17 protein-coding genes are annotated in these 20,771 nt (G+C 33.1%); 1 reads left to right on the top strand and 16 read right to left on the bottom strand.

Annotated features, from left to right (window positions below):
- Positions 1–67: 67 nt before the first annotated feature.
- The 4 genes from BUB90_RS20630 to BUB90_RS20615 all read right to left on the bottom strand — a co-directional run bounded on the left by BUB90_RS20630 (position 68) and on the right by BUB90_RS20615 (position 4,542).
- Entirely contained in the window at positions 68–1,207 is a 1,140-nt protein-coding gene (locus tag BUB90_RS20630) for a DHHW family protein (protein ID WP_073291016.1), read from the bottom strand.
- An 11-nt stretch (positions 1,208–1,218) separates the two neighbouring features.
- Positions 1,219–2,625, bottom strand: coding sequence for an MBOAT family O-acyltransferase (locus tag BUB90_RS20625; RefSeq protein ID WP_073291015.1), 1,407 nt, complete (start codon positions 2,623–2,625; stop codon positions 1,219–1,221).
- 286 nt (positions 2,626–2,911) lie between these two features.
- A complete protein-coding gene (locus BUB90_RS20620) occupies positions 2,912–3,265 on the bottom strand; it encodes a hypothetical protein (RefSeq protein ID WP_073291013.1) in 354 nt (117 codons plus the stop codon).
- A complete protein-coding gene (locus BUB90_RS20615) occupies positions 3,262–4,542 on the bottom strand; it encodes a DUF1576 domain-containing protein (protein ID WP_073291011.1) in 1,281 nt (426 codons plus the stop codon). The genes BUB90_RS20620 and BUB90_RS20615 overlap by 4 nt, the downstream gene beginning before the upstream one ends.
- A gap of 236 nt (positions 4,543–4,778) precedes the next feature.
- On the opposite strand from BUB90_RS20615, the gene BUB90_RS20610 reads away from it, so the two are divergent.
- On the top strand, positions 4,779–5,399 hold the full coding sequence (locus tag BUB90_RS20610) for a DUF4317 family protein (protein ID WP_073291009.1): 621 nt from the start codon (positions 4,779–4,781) through the stop codon (positions 5,397–5,399).
- A gap of 168 nt (positions 5,400–5,567) precedes the next feature.
- Here the strand turns inward: BUB90_RS20610 and BUB90_RS20605 are convergent, their stop codons facing one another.
- The 12 genes from BUB90_RS20605 to BUB90_RS20555 all read right to left on the bottom strand — a co-directional run bounded on the left by BUB90_RS20605 (position 5,568) and on the right by BUB90_RS20555 (position 20,706).
- A complete protein-coding gene (locus BUB90_RS20605; RefSeq protein ID WP_139241829.1) occupies positions 5,568–6,635 on the bottom strand; it encodes a hypothetical protein in 1,068 nt (355 codons plus the stop codon).
- A 160-nt stretch (positions 6,636–6,795) separates the two neighbouring features.
- Complete coding sequence (locus BUB90_RS20600; RefSeq protein ID WP_073291005.1) at positions 6,796–7,776, bottom strand: helix-turn-helix domain-containing protein; 981 nt, start codon at positions 7,774–7,776, stop codon at positions 6,796–6,798.
- Between the two features lie 188 nt (positions 7,777–7,964).
- Positions 7,965–9,083, bottom strand: a complete 1,119-nt coding sequence (locus BUB90_RS20595; protein ID WP_073291003.1) for a hypothetical protein — start codon at positions 9,081–9,083, stop codon at positions 7,965–7,967.
- A gap of 224 nt (positions 9,084–9,307) precedes the next feature.
- Positions 9,308–9,910 carry a DUF6273 domain-containing protein gene (locus tag BUB90_RS20590; protein WP_073291001.1) on the bottom strand — a complete coding sequence of 201 codons (603 nt, stop codon included), beginning with the start codon at positions 9,908–9,910 and terminating at the stop codon, positions 9,308–9,310.
- Positions 9,911–10,066: 156 nt separating this feature from the next.
- Positions 10,067–10,675, bottom strand: a complete 609-nt coding sequence (locus tag BUB90_RS20585) for a hypothetical protein (RefSeq protein ID WP_073291056.1) — start codon at positions 10,673–10,675, stop codon at positions 10,067–10,069.
- Between the two features lie 346 nt (positions 10,676–11,021).
- On the bottom strand, positions 11,022–11,837 hold the full coding sequence (locus tag BUB90_RS20580) for an MBL fold metallo-hydrolase (RefSeq protein ID WP_073290999.1): 816 nt from the start codon (positions 11,835–11,837) through the stop codon (positions 11,022–11,024).
- Complete coding sequence (locus BUB90_RS24170) at positions 11,834–11,959, bottom strand: hypothetical protein (RefSeq protein ID WP_278277317.1); 126 nt, start codon at positions 11,957–11,959, stop codon at positions 11,834–11,836. The genes BUB90_RS20580 and BUB90_RS24170 overlap by 4 nt, the downstream gene beginning before the upstream one ends.
- A 370-nt stretch (positions 11,960–12,329) precedes the next feature.
- A complete protein-coding gene (locus tag BUB90_RS20575) occupies positions 12,330–12,827 on the bottom strand; it encodes a DUF6144 family protein (RefSeq protein ID WP_073290996.1) in 498 nt (165 codons plus the stop codon).
- Positions 12,828–12,929: 102 nt separating this feature from the next.
- Complete coding sequence (locus BUB90_RS20570) at positions 12,930–14,006, bottom strand: hypothetical protein (RefSeq protein ID WP_139241828.1); 1,077 nt, start codon at positions 14,004–14,006, stop codon at positions 12,930–12,932.
- Between the two features lie 144 nt (positions 14,007–14,150).
- Positions 14,151–14,624 carry a zinc ribbon domain-containing protein gene (locus BUB90_RS20565; protein ID WP_073290992.1) on the bottom strand — a complete coding sequence of 158 codons (474 nt, stop codon included), beginning with the start codon at positions 14,622–14,624 and terminating at the stop codon, positions 14,151–14,153.
- A gap of 566 nt (positions 14,625–15,190) precedes the next feature.
- Positions 15,191–17,770 (bottom strand): DUF4268 domain-containing protein, encoded by a 2,580-nt coding sequence (locus BUB90_RS20560; protein ID WP_073290990.1) that lies wholly within the window; start codon positions 17,768–17,770, stop codon positions 15,191–15,193.
- A 521-nt stretch (positions 17,771–18,291) separates the two neighbouring features.
- Complete coding sequence (locus BUB90_RS20555; RefSeq protein WP_073290988.1) at positions 18,292–20,706, bottom strand: dynamin family protein; 2,415 nt, start codon at positions 20,704–20,706, stop codon at positions 18,292–18,294.
- Between the last annotated feature and the right edge of the window lie 65 nt (positions 20,707–20,771).

Genomic DNA, 20,771 nt, shown 5'->3' with positions numbered 1-20,771 from the left:
TGCTAAATAAAAAAGTAAATTCCAGTTGATTCGGAACTGGAATTTACTATATACTTTACCCTACTATTTATTTTAGAAATTTTATTGAATTCTTATCTTTTACAAAATTCATTGTATTATATAGTACTAGTACATCTGTAATCTCATTCTCTTCTACAAACTCTTCAACACCGCCATTAAAGTAACGAAAATCGATCATATAGGTTTCTTCATAATGATTTACAGCCAATGGAACAAAGGTATGGGCATAGGAATCTTTAATTACCAAAAGCCTTCTTCCATTCATATTATTCGTCTTAACTTTAACCAAGGCGTTATTACCACCCATATATACAGAATATTTATCTTTCCCCTCTAATTGGCTTAAATCATATAAAGTATCCGTTTCATCAGTCAAATTATAAAGTAATTGATAATTCATATCTTCTTTTATTTCATATAGATAGATATCATCTGGTTCTACATTCACATTTACTTTTGAATGCAAGGTACCATAGAACTTATCAGATCCTAAGGTAATATCAAATTGTTCCCTACTAAGTGGCGTAAATCCTGCATCCTTTGCCCATTGCTCATATGCATAAAATGCACCAAGTGCTGTCCAGTGGTGATCAGTACGATAATAAATGTACTCATCTTTATGTTGATTAAAAGCATCTCTTACATCAATGAATGTACCTTCTGATAGAGATTCTATCACTTCATTCATGTAGGCCTCTTGATCATATCCAGTAGCAAATGGCGGTAATTTGTCTCTTAATATCTCGGAGGCTGTAGGAACCAACATAACATTTACTCGGTTCTCCCCCAGTTTCTCTACATATTTCTTAACAAATTCTGTTAAGCGGTCTTTATTCTTTTCCGCTTGTTCTTCAGACACATCACTCTTATTATGTTTTTCAATCAAATAGTCATCTTTTGCAAAATATACAGAGTTAATATCAAGCTTAAGAAGAGCTCTCTCTGCCATAGTTTTTAAACTGATCCAATTATCCCTCAAAACGAACTGATCATTGACATATTCATCTAGCCCATTCATATATTCCCCATTGATTAACTTAGCATTGGTGTATTTCGGTAATTCTGCTAAAAATCTATTTTCATTTTCAGAAAATTTTCTCTCAGGAGTGACAAGATTACATATGATAAGACCTGACCACAATAAGGCAAATAGATAGAAAAATATTTTATTAAATGTAAGTTTCATATGCAACCTCCTTAGAATCTAAAATACAAAAATGGATTATAGGTGCTGTCAACAAGATATGCAACACAAATAAGAAACACGAAAGCATAAACAAACGTACCACAAATAAATACATATCTCTTAGTTGTTTTTTCAGTAAAATTAATTACTTTCTTTAAATGCGGAGTTGAGAAATATGCCGCTAGGACAAATATAACTCCATAACTTAACAGATAATATAAGCCTTCCTGGTTAAATAATGGAATACCACCAAAGCCAAACATTCCCAACAGGTAATTCTTAAGTTCATTAAGGTTCTCAAAGTAAAAGATGGCCCAGCTAATCATAACAAGAAAAATCGTATATACATGTCTGAAGAACGAAGGAATTTTATCAAGTATTTTTAATAAGAAATACTTTTCCGCTATTAATATCACTGCGAAATATAATCCCCAAAAGATAAAATTCCACGATGCTCCATGCCAAAACCCTGTCAAAGCCCATACAATAAGTAAATTTCTAAGATGTTTTAACTTAGAGCATCGATTGCCACCAAGGGGAATATATACATAATCCCGAAACCATGCCCCCAACGTTATATGCCAACGACGCCAGAATTCAGTGATACTCTTTGAGATATACGGGTAGTTGAAGTTTTCATCAAAATTAAGCCCGAAGATCCTAGCAAGACCAATTGCCATATCTGAGTAACCAGAAAAATCAAAATATATTTGAAACGTATATGCTAGTATACCAATCCAATATAATAATACAGAAGGATCTCCCGCAGCACCAATGGATATTTGGCTCCATAATAGCCCTACATTATTAGCTATCAATACTTTTTTACCAAGACCTATGATAAAACGACGCATCCCCATTGAAAAACTATCCTGAGTAAGCATATGGTCATCTAAGTCATTTTCTACTGTTACGTATCGAACGATAGGACCCGCTATAATCTGAGGGAACAATGTAGTATAGGCAAGGTAATTGTAATATTTTTTTTCACAACTTGTTGTTCCCCTATACACATCAATGGCATAAGATATGGACTGGAAGGAGTTAAAAGATACTCCAATTGGAAGGATTATCTCTATAAATGGAGAACTCATCCCAAACAATCCAAACAAGTTACCTAGTAAAAAGTTCGTATATTTAAAAAATATTAATACACCTAAATTACTACAAACGGATATTAACATATAGATACGACGACGCTTTTTATTGTCACGATGTTTTTCCATTAACTTTGCGCATACAAAATCTTCTAGCGATAGAAATAACATTATTGGTATAAACCGAATTTCTCCCCATGCATAGAATACAAAACTAGCAATTATCATAACCAAGTTTTTTAATTTACTTGGAGCTAAATAATAAATTATGATTAATGCTGGTAGAAAATAAAACAAAAAAGTTATACTGCTAAAAACCATGTAAATATCCTCTTTCCTTCTTTTGTTTTATAGTTTTAAAATAAACTACATCTAATTATTATTCGTATAATATTCAAAAAAGTTACACTTAGGAAATATTTTGATTTGAGTGTGGGTGTCAAATCATTAATCATAATATTCTGGTAACATAAATACTGTTATGTTGTTTATGGTACGTAAATAACTCCTTCTTAGTTAAGAATAATGATATATATTCTTTACCACGAAGGAGTTATTTATTACCGCCTATTAAAGGTTTAACCACGACAAATATCGAATTGCAACTTTATGCTTTTCTTAATAACTGAATATGCAAGTCTTTTCCTTTTTTTGATACATTTGCTTCATCTACCATAGCTCCAACAAGATGCAGTTCATCACTGGAATCATCTTCTCCAACTAACTGCCAATAATAACCTTCAATTTCATACTGACGTTGCGTATTCAAGTTATATTCTATCTTTTGTATAAATTCTTCTTCATAATCACACTCATATTGAATTATGATAATTTCCGTATTTCGTTCATTTGTTGAAATCTTTGTATTTACTTTAATATCAATGTTCTCTGCTCCATTTAATAGGAACAAAGTTAATATTTCACTCACTATCTGAGCTATTTTCTTTGCTTCGTGTCTCATCTATCTCTCTCCTTATCAAAAGCATCTATAACTGGAATCATAATTCCTGCTACCAATCCTCCCGAGAACCCGTTGTTATAGAGATTAACACCTCCGTGCATCACTCCAACATTTGTCACCAGAATCATATGAAGAACACCTGCTATGAATCCCTTGACTGGCCCGTATGTACCAGCGATTGGCGCTAATGTAGTAGAAAATAAAACCGAAATAATGATGCCTGTAGTTGACAGATCATTTCCTAATAACAAAGCCATGGCTATAACACCAAGCATTACTGGCAGACAATTCTTAATATGCTTACCTAATGCTCCAAATCCAACTACTGTGAATATTCCTGCCAAGACTGGACCATTTACAACTCCTCCGACGAGTATTACATAAAAAAGGCTAATAAATCCAAGTAACGCCATATTTAATAATGTTACACCTAAACCTACCAGGTGCGTATAATCCGTAATCAGTCTTCCTTTGTATTGTAGTATTTTCTTGAAATCCATTATAGCATGGCGATTGATATAAATTCCAGTAAAGAAAAAGCTCAGAAATAAAAATAGTACTATTATAATAATTACCGGATGATTTTTCTCTGAAATAATATTCACTTGCTCCACAGATATACCAAAGCTTCTAAGGATACTTGTCAGTGCTGTTCCTAATATTCCAGACGTAAAACCAATGTTATATAAATTATATCCATCATGAAATTTTAACATATGTGAGGATAGTGGCACTAGGATAAATCCAATAAAAATACCAACACTCACTGCAACAACAATAGCAAAAAAAGGATGCAATAAACCAGAAAAGCTTATTTCACTTACTAATGGTGCTAATGCAGTACCAAACATTACAGCAATAATGATATCCTTAAATGATATTTTCTTATATAAAGTATAAAAATATCCTCCTAGATAAATTGGAATTATATTATATAGATTTTTTCCGAAGAAGGAGAAGCCGATGACAGTAAAGAATGCCGCAATTAAAATACCATTCAACTTAAGTCGATAATGGTGCATAATATAGATATTTAAGATCCCGACTAAACCAACATTAATAAATGCTGCTTCAATCCCACCAACCTCAATAAAATCTGTAACTAATATTGTTGGCGCAAGTATAATATTGATAAATCCGTTAATAACCGAGTGAAAGCTCCCCTTATATATACCATAGATTATTCCAACAAATAGAAATAAAATAGGTATAACACATAATAAGCTTAGTTTTTTGACACGACCGATATCTTTCTCATCTACCTTGTTTAACTCCAAAAATCAACCTCCTCAATATAAAATAATATTTATTAATATTATTTTACAGGAATCGTATTGTATTTTGCAATATTTTTTATAAAAAATTCAAAATCTCTTAGTAGAATGTTTTATTGCGAATGGAGAACCTAAAGCTAATGCTTCACATGTTGAACAAACAGTTTCCTTTAATTTCTTTGGGTATTATTCCACCCTCATATATGTTATAATCTTTATGAACTTGGGGAGGTGTACCTATGATAAACAGAGAAGATATGCTAGAACTTACTAGAAGAATGACAATAAGTCGAACATCTATTACAAGAATTGCAGGAAGCTATATTGATTCCGAAGGCTATATTGATGGAACTTTCAATACAAACTTTCTAAAACTTACGGCAAAAGACAAACAAAAAAATTTAAGGATTGCCAAAACGATTCCCTTTTCTGATACCAATGAGAAGTTAAAAGAATACCCTTTTACCAATAATAAGAACAATAATGGTAGTATGTGGAAGATACTTCATGAGATGAGATCCTGCGGCCTGAAAAATGACGCACTAATGGATACGTTCTATGAAATCATTGCCAAAGAATATCAAGCAGAGAATGATTATGCAATCTTTGTCTTTCACGATCGATATGATATTCCAATAAAGGCAGCTGATAAAGAGCGTCTTGGAGAATCCGAAGAGGTATACGAATATCTAATATGCGCTATATGTCCACTAATTGGAGACTATGAGCCAGGTAATCCTGAATTTGGTTTTCTCTATCCTATGTTCCTTGATAGAAGCAGTGATATTCATCACATTGGAATCTTCAAAGACAACAAAATCTCACAAAGTAAACTTGAACAGTTCCTATTACATAATTAAGTTGAATTCTATACCAATAGTTTGATTTGAATAAACGCGTACTTAAATACACCTAGGAAGAACACCACAGAGTCGGTATACTGTAATTACTGGCGCTGTGGTGTCTGATTTTTCTTTCCTTGATTTATTCAACCCTATAAATATATTTTGGTAACAGGCATTGTAAGACTATACAAAAGACAATTCCGTATCAAGCCAAGTTTCGATAGCATTTCTTAGATCAATGATTGAGTCATCTAGTGAAAAACGAAACCCTTGGCAACCTCCATTACAATGATCGCTTATCCCTCTTTTTATTCCACAGCCATAACCGCTTTCAATCATTTCTTGTATCAATGAAGGAAATTTTTCAATGGTATCAGCGTATTTATCCGTATTTTTCGCTTTGATGTTTATCTGATAACCATTATTAAGTGATACATTAATTCCCCATATCTCTTTACTTTTATAAGAATATGTAATCTTTATCCATAAATCTTTTATTTCCACATTGCATTTAAGCCTTTTATCCAAATACCGTTGATGTAGCTGCAATATAAAATCTTGCACATTGGCAGACAAAGGGTTCATCGTATCTTTTATTGTAGAAATAACATCGTCGATTTTATTGTTTTCCAATACTCTGTAATCACATCGCAATAAAATATCGGAGAAGCGGCAATAACTGATTGTATTAGACTTATTGACCTTCGAATTGTTCGCGTTTCTACCAAATTCCATCTCTGCTATAGCCATTACCTTCAAGCCCGTCAACATAGCAGGATTATCAGGATACGATATTCTTATTCTTTCAGCTTTTAATAAATCCGGTTTTTTATCATTCAAGTCTATACCGTCAATCAATATGCCGCAAGCAGTCAAGAATCGCAAGCAATCAATGCTTTTTGAAACAGGGATTTTCGTATCGAATATATTGTTATAAGCGGTAAGGGACCCAGCGTTTTCTGTTAGTACACCATGAAAACCTATATTCAGTAATAAGCATTTCAAATTGTGCAGGAATGGAAAATATACCGAAATAGTAACGCGGTCATCAAATTCATGAGCATTCTTTTTATGATTGTCATACGAATCACCTTCAACAATCAAAACATCGCAAAGATGATACAAAAAGTTTCTGAACGCAAGAACTCCTTCCCGAATTTCTTCCTCGTTCGAAATATTTTTAAACATCGGATTAATTTCATATGTTACAGGTATTTCTGACGTAATAACATTCTTTAAATGTTTTGCCATATCTTTGAGTGTCTTTCTCAATTATTTCACTTCTTTCTTCGTAAAGTCAACTTCATACTGCCATTCACCGTATTTTCTGTCGTTATCAGTTATCATTCCTTCCGTAAGGTGATACGCAAAACGATTGACTCAGGGTTGTCTTCGTCACCATGAGCATCATTTATATTCCTTCTTTTAGCTTAATGGGAAGATATCTTTGCATTTGTTTATAGCCAAGTCCCTTATCTATGTCTTGATAGGCAATATCTCTTCCGGCTTCATATAAATAAGGCATATTGAACATAACATTGCGGCTTTTGTCAAGCTCAAAATTAGTGCTTTCAATCCACCTTAGAACTTTATCTTCCACTTTGCGTATGCTCTCGTTATCTTCGTCAATACTGACTGCCATAGCGTACAAGCCTCCTGGAAAATCGAACAATTTAAAAGGACTTACATCCGCATTGGTTACACCATCTTTAACGGCACATATCCATTCAGCTTCGTCATTTTTAGACAGTAAAAAATCAAAACAATCGAAAATCACACTCTTATACAAATGACAATACTGCCACAACTGGTTCATATATCCACCTTCTTTGAACATATCCCCCCACGATTGGATACCGCACGTTACCGCTTTAAATTCTGGTATCCTGACAACCATTATATCTGGAATTTTCTTATCTAATTTTTCCGTAATTTCAATCAAACGGTTAATATTGGAGGGCTTGCCGATATAGTCAACGCTTATCAACTGTGTTTCTATCTCTTTAGCCTTGTTATACAGCAGTTTTATGTCGGAGTTGTCTGCAAAGTTCACTTGTTCGATTTCGCGTATAAAGTCCATTATGATTTCTTTTAACTCATGCAAAAGCGCAACCTCGTCGTCTATGCTATGTACTTTTTTCCCCAGCACTTCTAAAACTACATCGGAACCGGAAGTGTTGAAAATACGCTGAATGTCTTTTATGCTGATATTCAACTTGCGTAATATGAGTATTTGTTCAAGTTTCCTAACAGCGTTTTCATCGTACATTCTATATGCGTAGTCATCACTTCGGGTGCTTGACAACAATCCCATGTCCTCATAGTAACGCAGTGTACGGGCTGTAATGTCATATTTGCTTGACACATCTTTGATTTTGATTAGGTTGTTCATCTGTTTTTACCTCTTTTCTAATTTATCAGGGATAAACTTAGTATAAAGGATTCCCCAAAGGAAGAGTCAAGAGTAAAGGCTTACTTAATTCAATTATATTAATTACTCTTACTATCCACTAAGAACTCAGCAATTAAATCTATATTGCACCATAAGTGCAGACTGAAGTTGATAACTTCATAGTATCCTCATAATCCTCGGTTGAGAATATGTAAAAATTGCACCGCCCAAAAAGTTAAATCGCACCATATTTGTATATCTGATTTATGGCTTGTCTCAAGTGATATTTCGCTGTATGGACTGGGTATGCTCATGTTTTGCTTAAAACATTTCTTGTGATATGGAGTATCAAATTTCACACGCAAAACACCATCTTTCTCAAGTGCCGTTTTGACTACATCAGCCGACTGGCAAACAACATCAATCTTATCACCACCCACCATAGCAAGGTGAGTAAGCGTTTTTCGCAAAGCTACCTCAGTTGCCACTTCATTCGTGAATACTTTGAAGGGTCGTACATAAGCCCAGCAAGGAGCATAATACTTATTACCAATTTTGACATGCAACAAATTATCATCTTCCATAATTTCACACAAATGATTAATTGCATTTGCTATTGTTTCTATATGTTTATCATTTCGCCAAGTTGTAGTGTGTGCTAGGGTTTCCAAGTGATACTGGCAAGGGAAATACATATCTTGCTCAATATATGGGTAGTTATATTTTTTACCCGAATTTGCTCTTGTCTTTGTAATATCCGAAAGTGCGCTTATGTGTAACACGCTTTCAAAAGCATTATATGAGGTTTCTGTAAATGCTCTTACCTCATCATCATCGCCATATCCAAGAAGTGCTTGACAAGTATAATTAAGCAATGAAATTGAATATCCACTGTTTATCCCTAAATATCTATCTCGAAAACGAGCTATTTCAGGTGAAATATAAGAAAATTCCTCTTTTAGTATTTCATCATTTCTAAGAGCTGCAATAAAATTTATTATGATTTGCTTGTTCTTTGGTATCGCATAGTTTGATAAAAGCCGCGCTGCTGCCTCTCCGTCCTGCAACGGTGTTTCGTGCAATACCATGCCACGCCAGTTGCTCCAACTATGCATACCGCTACCAATATACCCATTTGGTTTTACATAGCTTTCAACAAGTTTGTAATAAGGTGTCTGAAAAACCTTTTCAAGCAGATTTTCTTCTTCCACTTTGTTTAGATCTTTGAGTATTTCTTTATGTAAGCGATATTTGATAACATCGCCAGCATTTTCAAGCAGAAAGTCTATGGATTTTGATAAAATCATTGATTAACCTCCTGGTAGATATAGTCAGTAAATATGGCTTAGTAGTATTATATTATACAATTCCTTAATTTTCCACAATTAATAACATAAGTACAGTCATATATGTCAATCCTTACATAACAGAATTCTAATTATCTTCGTTCTTATCTCCTTCCTTTAGACAGAAAAAGAGCTGATATCTTGGTTACCGTTTTAACCTTGATATAAGCTCTGTATTTTTTTTATTATAGCTTCAGCCACAAAGCGGGACGGACGCCACCTGTACATTTTCCATCGCTGATGTTGCCTTTCAATATGTTGTTTCCTTGAATACCGATAGTACCGTCAGTTCCCCAGATGTACGCGGCCTTAATATTAACTCGACCGGGAGACCGAAGCCACCACCACCAACACCATTCTGAACCCTGAAGTCTTGCTAATCGCTTACTGTTGTTTTCATCTTTTCTTTCAAACCAATATCTTTGATTCTTTCCCTTGTTGTACAATTTTTCAGTGCTATCACCGAAATATCTGCACACTTCATCAAGGCTTAGTAAAAATATGCTGTCCCTCGTATCTACTCCGCCGTCTGTACCATACCACTGATTGTTAAGATTTTTATTTAACACCGGAATTATTCTTGATTTGTCAACTGTAGCGAAGGTGTTATAAAATTCCCCGTTAAGATATTCTCGTAACGAGCAGTCAGCCCATGTAATATCTGTATAAGCTTCATGGTAAGGACATTGTTCTATAATACGTTCAGTTATAATTAAGGCTCTATCGGTTTTAATATCAAGTACTCGCCAATCGTGATTGCCAAATACTATTTTATCTCCTACTTGCATATTTATCTCCTCCGCCAAATATATATAAGTTTTTCTTTCCGTATAGCATATAAAAATTAAATCATTTCATATTAGTTATTGATATATTACTTATTGCTTTCCTTATTGACTTAACTATCACAGAATTTGTAATAAGGTAACAGCGGTAGAACATTACTAAATATGTAATCTAACCAATGTAGCAAATAACCAATAATAATAAAAACAGTTTTTTCTCCATACGTGAAGCCGCTTTTTTCGAACAAAAAATTCATCTTCATCTAGAGCTGCTACGTATGATAATCGATTACTTAAATTTCCTTCATATATAACACTCTTAGATAGCATCGTTTCTAATTTATTAATGGTGATATTATTGTTTAACTCTAATAACTCTAACATAAAGCTAATACACGTATGGGTATCCGGAAGTTCCACCTGTTTCTTCAATGGGTACGTTAAAACAGACAAAATATTATACCTTGTCTTAGTTTTTCCATAATAATCAAGCTTTTCCTTAATCCTTTTGTAATGTTCATCAGTTACTTCATACTGACAGATCTTTATATCGATATCTTTTCCCTGGCATAAGTAACGATTCGAATACTCTGGACCAAACCCTCCAAGAAGGGATTCATAATAATTATATCTAGCAAACGAATAAATCTCAGATATATATGGTTCATGTGAAAATGCTACATGATTATATCTTCCTCTTGTGAAAAACCGAATTAATTTTCCTGATTTAAAATTTGACGCAATAAACACTATATAAATTTTTTTCATCATCCTCGTACCTTACAATAATTTTCAATAGTTAGAACTCCATAATAATGTAAAAACAAAAAATTAGCAATACTTTACGTTAATATTTATTTTATTACAAAATGCGAGATAACGAAATAAAGATATCTATAATCTTTTACAATATAATTACTCCGACTGTACGGTTCACCGTATCGTGTCTAAAGGAAAGTTTTACTGTTTTTTACTTCATTACTTAATCTGATGAATCCTCTTTTATACATAAACAATTTACATTTAAATAGTCAAAGCCAAACTGCCCAACTGTATTTGCCCCTTAAACAAAGTAAGTTTTGCACACTCTAATGCCTCTTTGGTTCTAAGATTTTTACGTTAAGATAACCCTTTCTCCATGTTCTCCAACCCAAGCCTTCAAATGTGGATATTTAACCCTAAGATAACTTGTAAATAATTCTGGATTCTCACTATTCCCCGGAAACATCTCATAATGCCCTGGAACTACCAGATCCGGTTCTATATAACCCGCCAAATCCGTAGCTTCCTGATAGGTCATATTTCCAATAATATTGTTTTCTAATCGTTTTGCGTCTCTACCGTTAATGGGTAGAAAGATTGCACTAAAATGACTATTTTCCCTTAATTTTTTGTATAATTCTGGGTAAATACAGGTATCGCCTGCATGATAGATCTTTACCCCATTTCCCTCAATTATATATCCTAGACAAGGATATTCACCTGTTCTCTTATCTTGATTTAATGCTTCATGTGCTGAAGCAATTCCTCTAATGGAAATTCCATTTAAATTAACACATACTCCATCATTCAGACCAATAAATCGTTCTTCTTCTATCTCTAAATCCTTAGCTAAAGAGGGAAGGAGTATACTTGGGGTAATAAATTTAGCATTTGGAGAACTTTTAGACATTTGATTCCACGATGAACGATCAATATGATCAACGTGGTCATGAGTACCTAATATAATATCTGCATTTGTTACCTCACTTGGATTTAATAATGTAGGTATACTCCTTGTATTACTATCTTCTAAATATGCGTCAATATAGAGAATCGTCTGATCTATCTTTATAGCATATCCCATCTGACCAAGCCACCAAAAGGCTAATTCTCCATAGCCTACCTTACATTCATTTATATCATTAATTAATTCTGTTCTTGTTTTCATACGCTACCTTCTTCTCTAAAATATTCTTTGGTAAACTTCACGTTACTTATTATTACTATAATAATCACTATTACTACTGTAATCGTAATAAAACTTTCATTATTTTCATTCGTAACTAACAAAGTTACTTCCTTCAAATTACAATTATGTGCACCCAAATTACTCTTTTAAGAACTACGCAAAATACTCTGCAATAGCTTCCATACTTCCACCCAAACTCTCCACAATACTCTGCGCATGTTCTATCTTATATATCTCACAATATTAGAAATATCAGCTTATCTACAAACATTTTCCTTACATCATACTCCTATCTTATCCAATTTCAGTAAAACTCACCCCTATTTATGGTACGGTTCACTGCATCAGATTAAAGTGGAGTTTTCATTTAGTAAATGATAAATCTAGGTAAAAGCTCCTAAAACAAGCTTATATAAAAAAAGAGACACGTTTCTAAGCTTTAAACAGAAAAACTTGTCTCATAAAATCTTTTTACCATTCAACTTCCATTACACATCGACTTGCACCACTCTTAATACTTTCAAGTAATGTAATCTTAACTTGCTTCTCAAACAATTCTTCAAAAACTCCTTTGGCATTCCCCACCGTACAATAACACCAAGTTTTTGATAGTTCCTTTGGCACATGTTTTACACATGAACAATAACATTCAGGATAACAAAAATGTATCTTATTCTCAGCAATATACTCAAGTGCTGCAAATGTTTCATTTTGACTAAAGGCTAGAACAAATGCCTCAATACTATCTGCATTCTTAAGATATTTTTTCATTTTATTGGCAATAGATTTTCCATCATTGCATTTACAACCTTCTCTTATTTTTCGTATCGTATCCGAATCACAATGTTCTTCTAAGAATATACAAGCATTGTTCGCCCATTCATATTTCTTTTGAATATTTGCACTTGCAGATAAAGGATATTGATCCTCGAACTCCTTCGCAACTTTCTCAGATACATTCTTTTTCAAACTCTCCACCAGGCGGATTGAGTTTGCATTACTATTCTTCGCCATTACATTTTGTAGTAGTATTATGAAATAACATCATAAACTCTTAACGTCTATGCTCTACTACATCCCCCTTTCCTGAATCACTTGATCTATTTTCTCCATCCAATAAGTTGAGACAATCTCACGATACAGTTTCTTCTTCTTATTTTCACCAACATTCATATGACCACCCTTGATTACATAACAATCCTGCTTTTCAGTAATCAAATAGGTAGGAAATATATAATGGCCATTCTCACATCGAAACGTGTCTAGATAATCCATTGCGAGTTGAAACCATAAAGATTCTCTTGCTGTTCGAAAATGTGCTAGCATTAATACCTGGAACACCAATGATGTGAAATCACCTTTATCGATACTATTGACGTCCATGTGTTGCAAATCCACCAAATAAGGTTTGAATATAATTGCTTTCGCATTGTATCGATCATTAGGAACATAAAAATACCCATAACGTTTGATAATATTCTGATATCCCACACCAAAAAACCACTCAATTATACTCTCTACTTTATCCTTCTCTGTTTTCGAAAGATATGTGTACATTCCAGCAAACAGTATAACGTCATGCATATCAGGAAGTGCAATGTTACCATCCGCATACAGTGATTGCCTAATAATATATGGCCGCCACTCTTTTTTTACCCCTGGAAATATCGACTCTGTATCATAGATATCATAGCGTTTCTCTTTTGTAAAATTGTAAATAATTTTGATCCTTTGTTTTACTATGTATTGAACCACAGGTTCCTCATGGTATCCAATAAACGGCAGATAACAGCATAGTACCTTCTCGTAATCTCGATAGTGATATAGCTTCGCATAATTCAATTCATCGCATGGCTCTTGTTGAACCTGTTGCTCCAAAAAATCCATGATAAATGACATACACTTTGCAAATGGCTCATCTTTCTTTGATAACCCTAATATAGAACATTTACCTAGTATATTCTCCATTCTATAATCATGACTTCCATGAACATCACCGATATGGTGATTTCTTGCTCGTTCTTCTAAACGTGAAAACCAGCTTAATACTTCCTCATTCTCAAGCAGAAGATCGAAATCATCCTTCTTCATACCAAGATTATGCTTAATCGGGTTATCTGCTACTTCCATCAACCATGTTTTATTCATAGCAATCTCCATTCCGCTACCTTTTCCTCACAGCAAATATTCGCAAACATACATGTTGCTTCTTTAACTTTTTTCTATTGTTAGATATAGACGTTATAGATTTTTATTTTTAGAATATTAAAGCGTATCTTCTCCCTAAACCCCTCAGTTTTCAACATTTGTACTAGTCAGTTTTCTCTTATTCTTCCAATAATTAAGCTTTGGAAGCTGCGATTCTAGAAAAACACGATCTTCCTCTGGTGACACTCCAGTATTGGTTCTATGCTCAACTAAAAAATCAATTAGCTCTGTAAGATTGGTATAAATGTATTCACCATCTTTATAGCACCACTTACAATAGTTCTCATCAACAATTCCTTCTTTATCTCTACTAAATGACAACTCGTCGAGTGGCATGCCACAACATTGACAAACGAGTCTCTTAGGCGAACCCAACAAGGTATTGATTGATACATTAAATAAAACTGATAAAAGCTTCAGTGTCTCAACATTTGGAACGGTCTCACCTAATTCCCAACGAGAAACAGCTTGTCTAGTAACAAAGACTTTTTGAGCAAGCTCATCCTGTGTCATTCCTCTCTCCGTTCTCAATCGAACAATAACATCTTTTGTCTGCATTCCCTTGCCTCATCTCCAATTATATATTTATTTCTACACAATTCAAGCAACTCGCTGTTGCTTAGTCCTTTTTATTATAACCTTACGCAAGAGAAAACAGAAGAAAATCTTTCGATTTAACGAAGAACCTTTCCATAGACTGAGCATTGTTATAACCCAAGTAGGTTTCCCCTAAGTTCTCTCCTTATTTATATAACCATATTTCAAAGATAAGTTCCACAACTCATTCTGACTTAGCAGATTTTGCACTGCCTGTGATGTGTCTTAATTTTTACCTTTCTATCCGTTTATTAATGATATAGCCGTATCATATGCTATAACTCCATTTTTGCACTAGACTCTATTAATTCAACTAAAAAACCAATATATCTCAATACTCAAGATATATCGGCTCATTATCAATCACTTCTTCCAATTACTTCACTTTTTACTTACTATAACTGTAAATCTCTCCTTATTTATGATAAGGTTCACCGTATCATAAATGACGGAGAGTTTTACTGTTTTTTACTTTATTATTTACCTCTTTACTATTATAATTCTCTACACTTAATTGACGGTACACCCTAAACTTCGTCTAGTTCTCCCGCCACCGTAAGCGCATAACAAAGTTCATCATATTTATCTATCATCCAAGAAAAAATTTCAGTTTGCTTCTTTGGATTAAATATCTCACATTCATATTTATATATAATTCTCTTTGCAACACTATCTTTCTTACTTGAGTACCAATCTAACTTGTTACCAAACACTTCCTCTATAGTTGCTTTCTTACTTTCAAGCCTCGTAAATGCTTCATGGTTATAAGCATAGATAACCAATGAAAGATACTTTCCTCTCGTAATTGTAAATGACAAATGGAAATCTGCATCACTAACAGAAATGTCATACCAATTCTGTGCAAGTGGTTTTCTCAATGCTATATCTTCTCCACGTCCTTCTTGTATGCAGTACTCTACAAATTTTGACCAGAACATCTGCTGCTGTGTTCCCAGTCCTTCTCCAGAATATGAAGCCGAATCACTTAAAGTTGATTCTTCATCTAAACTAGCACCAGATACTGGCTCAGGCAATTCAGCAGGGATTACTCTTCCATCAACTGCAAAAGAAACATAAATTAAATCCTCCATCTGCTCTTTAGTAAAACTAAACTGCCACCTGTTCTCCATAAACTCTAACAGCTTTTTGCTACGATTATAAATCCGTTCTGCTGTCCAATCTGTTTCCTTTGATACCTCTATCTCTGAATGAGATCCATTCTCATATCCTCTTCTTCCTTCAGCCTTAGATGTTTTTTTATCATAAAAACTATCATTCTGCAGTGAAGAATTAATACTTTGTGATAATGGTAAAAGGTTACCTAAGGCGCATGAAAGAGTTGCTATCTCATCATCATCAAACTGTCTAAACTGATTCCTCCAATAATACTTAGTAGGAGTCTGTGGAAGGATATGTTCAATTGTAATTTTATCCTTTTCTGTTTTTGTAAACATTCCCCAACTCACCTTGTCCAAGTTATTCTTCTTGGCCAATTGCAACTCATATTCAAATAGAAAATACTTGATGGAATTCCAATAATAAAAACCACCCATATCATCAAAATGTTTTTCTATCTTTGTCACAAAATTTTGCAGAGCATATTCAATATTAATGTTGGTAGATACTGTGATGTCCTCAATCAAATCATCAATATTCATCTGTCTCAGATAAATGCTACGTGCAGCACGATAGTATTCACTACTCTTGTATGTTGCATTCAGATAACCAAGTCGGAAACAAATAAATATAAATCTCTCGATTTCTTTGAAAATTTCTATTCTCTTTTCTGCTTCAAGATCCCTACGACTAATAATTACCATTACAAGTGGTCTAAAATGCCCAATACCAACCCTGTTCAATCTATCCACCCACAGTTTCTCTTCGGCATTTAGATTTTCACTTTGACTTGGAAAGAATGTGTCATACCAGTATTTAGCCATATCCTTTAAACTATTAACATACTCTGATATCTCATTCGGTTCCAATTTTAATACTTCCATTACTTCTGGTTCAGAAGAATCCAGTTCATTTTCATCATCTAAACTGTAATCGATACTAGTATCTAAAGACTGATTAATCTGTTCAACTGCTACTGTTTTCTTTTCAAAAATGTTTTTCGCAGAAAACTTATTTAACAAAAATTGAATGTAATCGTCACCTTTTTTACGAGAATACGAAAAGTAACTGATCCAATGTGCTCTCAAAAAATCATCATCCGATAGAGGAACATTCTCGTTTCTTCCCAACTGATAATAAACCTCTTTCCACGCATCATTTATCTGTCCTCTTAAATTAGCTTTATCTAATTCATCAAATTTTGTTTCCGAATAAAGAGTAGTTAAATAAATGAGTCTGTTTTTCAACAGTTCCAGATTTGTTAGTTTTTTTCCACGGTTGTTCATCGTCTCAAATGCTATAAATACATCGTAATCATCATCGATTTCATGAATATTGAACATCAGACTTAAGGTAAGTTTTAGATACAACTTATTAATGCCTTCCATATGTTCTTCCACATATAATGCTTCAAGATTTTCTCTAAAAAATACTTTTGCAAATTTAAGATTTTTTGTATAGTAGGTTTCATGTATGCTTCCTGAACATGGTTCATTAAAAATCTTATGACGGAGATATTCCGCACTTGGATTGTCGACTTCATAGCCAAATAAGTAAGTTATAATCTGGTTATTTGAAGGTCTATGTTTACAGATATATTTTGTAACAACTTCTGCCAGGGTATCATCACCAAGTATAATACTCTCATCTGTTTTACCTTTATTTTCTTCCAATGAACGAACAAACTCCACTATTTCATTCAAAAGAATAATAAATGTTGTCAATCTTTGTTGACCGTCAACAATGTGGCAAGGTTTAAACCCTTTCTTCACCAACCAGATATCCGTTCCCCAACTATCTACCTCGTTTTGCTTAAGTGGTTTTAACGAGAGCAGTCCTGTATAATGATATCTTCCTTCTTGTAGGTTTATTAAATCATCCCAAAAATCTGCCAGCTGTGATTGCTGCCAGGCATAGCCTCTCTGATAATCCGGAATACGAAATAATCTATTCTGAAATAATAACGACAATGGTTGTAGTTCACTTGCCATATGTAACACCTCAATTCCTTGTTTTTTTTTACAAATCTGTAACATCCATACAAATATATACTACTACATTACAAGTGTTTTTTCCAGTCAAAAAGGCACCCGACAAATGCCGAATACCTCTGTGATTGCTTATTAGATATCCACTTCCATTACAGAAGCTTCTTCACTACTATGGGTTCGGCTAACTTCTCACAGTTGTTGTTACTCGGCTAATGAAACCGCTGTGAGACCTCCACGCTTAAGGTGCACAAACCAAAAAAGATTGAATCTCTCGATTCAATCCTAATCATTATTGTTGTATCACAGGAACTTGCACCTTTTACTTTCTCATTAATCTGCCATTGATACATTTCCAAAATCAGTAACCCCTCCCCCTACTTATGATACAGTTCACCATAACGTAAGTTATTGACATATTACCAAATTGCTTTCCTTATTAACTTCACTATCACAGAATTAAGATAAAGTTATCTAAAATCTTTTATATTACCATGTATTCATTCACCAAACGATTATTACATTCAATCAATACATTGTGATAACCATGCTTCTAAGGCTGGTACACCAGTATTATGCAATGCTTTTATTATTTGTGCATAGGAGTATTCATCGTCATCAATAGTAATCACTCGATCATTTTTAATTTCCTTGCTTTCTAACACCTTTTTTAACATAGAAGTATTAACATTAAGAATCGCATCCATAGCATTCATTGAAGAAAAATATTCAAACAAATTCCTAAGATTTCTTTTTTCTCTTCTGGATAATTCTTTTCCCTTAATAACAAGCTTGAACAATCTTGCTGCATTTGCTGACATTGGGAATATGCTTGGATTAACAAAACCATAATCAACTAATTGTTCTTTTAATCGTTGCATAATGTCAATTAAAGATTCATCTCCACCGTCATCAAAACAATCTATTTTATTTAAAGCAAAAACAAACTGTGTCTTTCGATTCTTATGAATTTCTTGAATTTCCTTCAATAATATTTCAGAATCCTTTGCTGAGATATATTCTGCATTTATAAGGTAGATAATAAGATTAGAATCATTACTCTTTAAGAACTCTATTGTTTTATCATGATGGCTTGTATCTGCAGAATTATTCGTTCCCGGAGTATCATGCATTACTAATATCCCCTTATCACAACTAATTTCTTCCATATTACCCTCTAAAATCGTTTCTTCCACATCAGCATCCCCATTCCACTTTTCTAACACACTGCCATCAATAGAATTGGAATATACTTTACTACCATCCTTTCTAACATAATAACCAATTAATTTATTAATGTTATCATTATTTCTAATAGTCGTTACTTTTGCCGTACATGCCTCATTCTTAGCTGGTATAAAATCCATACCAAGTAATGCATTAATAAATGTTGATTTACCAGCACTCATAGTTGCACAAACTGCCACATGATACTGCGGTAAAATTACATATCTCTCATCATTCATGACATTATAGTGGACATATTCAAGAACTTCTCTACAATTAAACTTAATTGTACTATTAAACTCAATTGTGTTTTCTAATAGACATTCCGCCTTGTCAATTTCTCCTTCTAAATACATATGCTTTATGTATTTATAGATAAAATCTCGATGTATCCTCTTAATTCGTAATGTTTCAAAGTTATCTTCAATTTTTTGATATGAAAGTGGATTATTGCTAAGCAAGTTTTCAAAATAAACTGATTCCAATAGTAATAAGTAGCTATAGTCTTTTTTTACTATTTTCAACAATCCCTCCCTTTTCTTGATAACCTTAGAAAAAAATTCAACAGCTTCTTTTCCTTCATAAGCAATTGTTGGTGGTACAGCAAATACTTTACAAAACTCAGCAAGTTTCACATCCCATAATTCATTATTTATGTTATTATTCCTTACAAGATAGTTTAAAGCGGCAATATATTTCTCTCTAATTTCTTCATCTTCTAATAAAACAGGATGTTTTTCAATAGAATATCTCATATTAGAGAATTCAACTGTACTAACATCACCTTGTGCAATCTTTTTCGCTTTTACATCTTTATTTTCCTTAAAATCCATTTCAAATCCTTTAACCATATAAAACATTAGTTTATAAATATCATCAAATGAATATTGTTTTAAATCTATATTCATCCTATCTGCTATTTCTTTTGAAGTTTTATTAAGCGTTATAGATTTTTCAAAATATCTATATAAACTTCGATTCATATATAATCTATTCCCCATAGGTAATAAGTACATACATTTCTTTCTAATTAATAAATTAATGACGGATGTAATGTACTCTTCTTGATTATTAAGATAATCAAGTTGTTCACTTTTGCTAAAATCTTCATAATGAAAAAGTTGTGCTTTCTTCATATATTTTTTCAAAAACCAATATCCCCTGAACGTATGATAGTACCATTTTAATTCTTTAATAAGAATATATAGAATTATAACTTCTGTCACCCAGAAATATGGAATATGGGTATTAAAAAAGGAGTTGGCATTCTTAATAACGAATTGAGAAACACTAACTATCGTTAAGACTGCAACCTGTAAAGTATCTTTCTCTATATGTAAAAGTACTTCTTCTATTTCATCAACCAAACCAATCTTTTTTCTTATATTAATACAATATATCCGTAATATACTCACAGATAAGATCATTTCTAAAAACAAGCCAAAGGTTCCAAACTCATCTGTTCGCAATGCTAAAGCAGTTACTAATGCAACAATGGAACAAGCACTTGTAATTAACATTCTACTACTATTTCCAGTGAATATAGAGAATACCAAGGAGACAATAATCCATGTACAAAGCATAATAAGAAGATGTATCCATATACCATTAAAAATTGTATTCTCATATACAAATGACCAAATCCCATTTTTTATATTATTTACGCTATTACCCAAAAATGCAAGCGGCTGTTCAGCCTGCTTAAAATACATAAAGACTCCGCCTATAACTATAAGGGTAATTATAACGCCTATATTATCCCATAAGAATTTCAATA

Origin of the sequence: Anaerosporobacter mobilis DSM 15930, from assembly GCF_900142955.1 — a bacterium.
Classification (GTDB): Bacteria; Bacillota; Clostridia; order Lachnospirales; family Lachnospiraceae; genus Anaerosporobacter; species Anaerosporobacter mobilis.
This window is presented reverse-complemented; position numbering and strand designations above follow the sequence as displayed.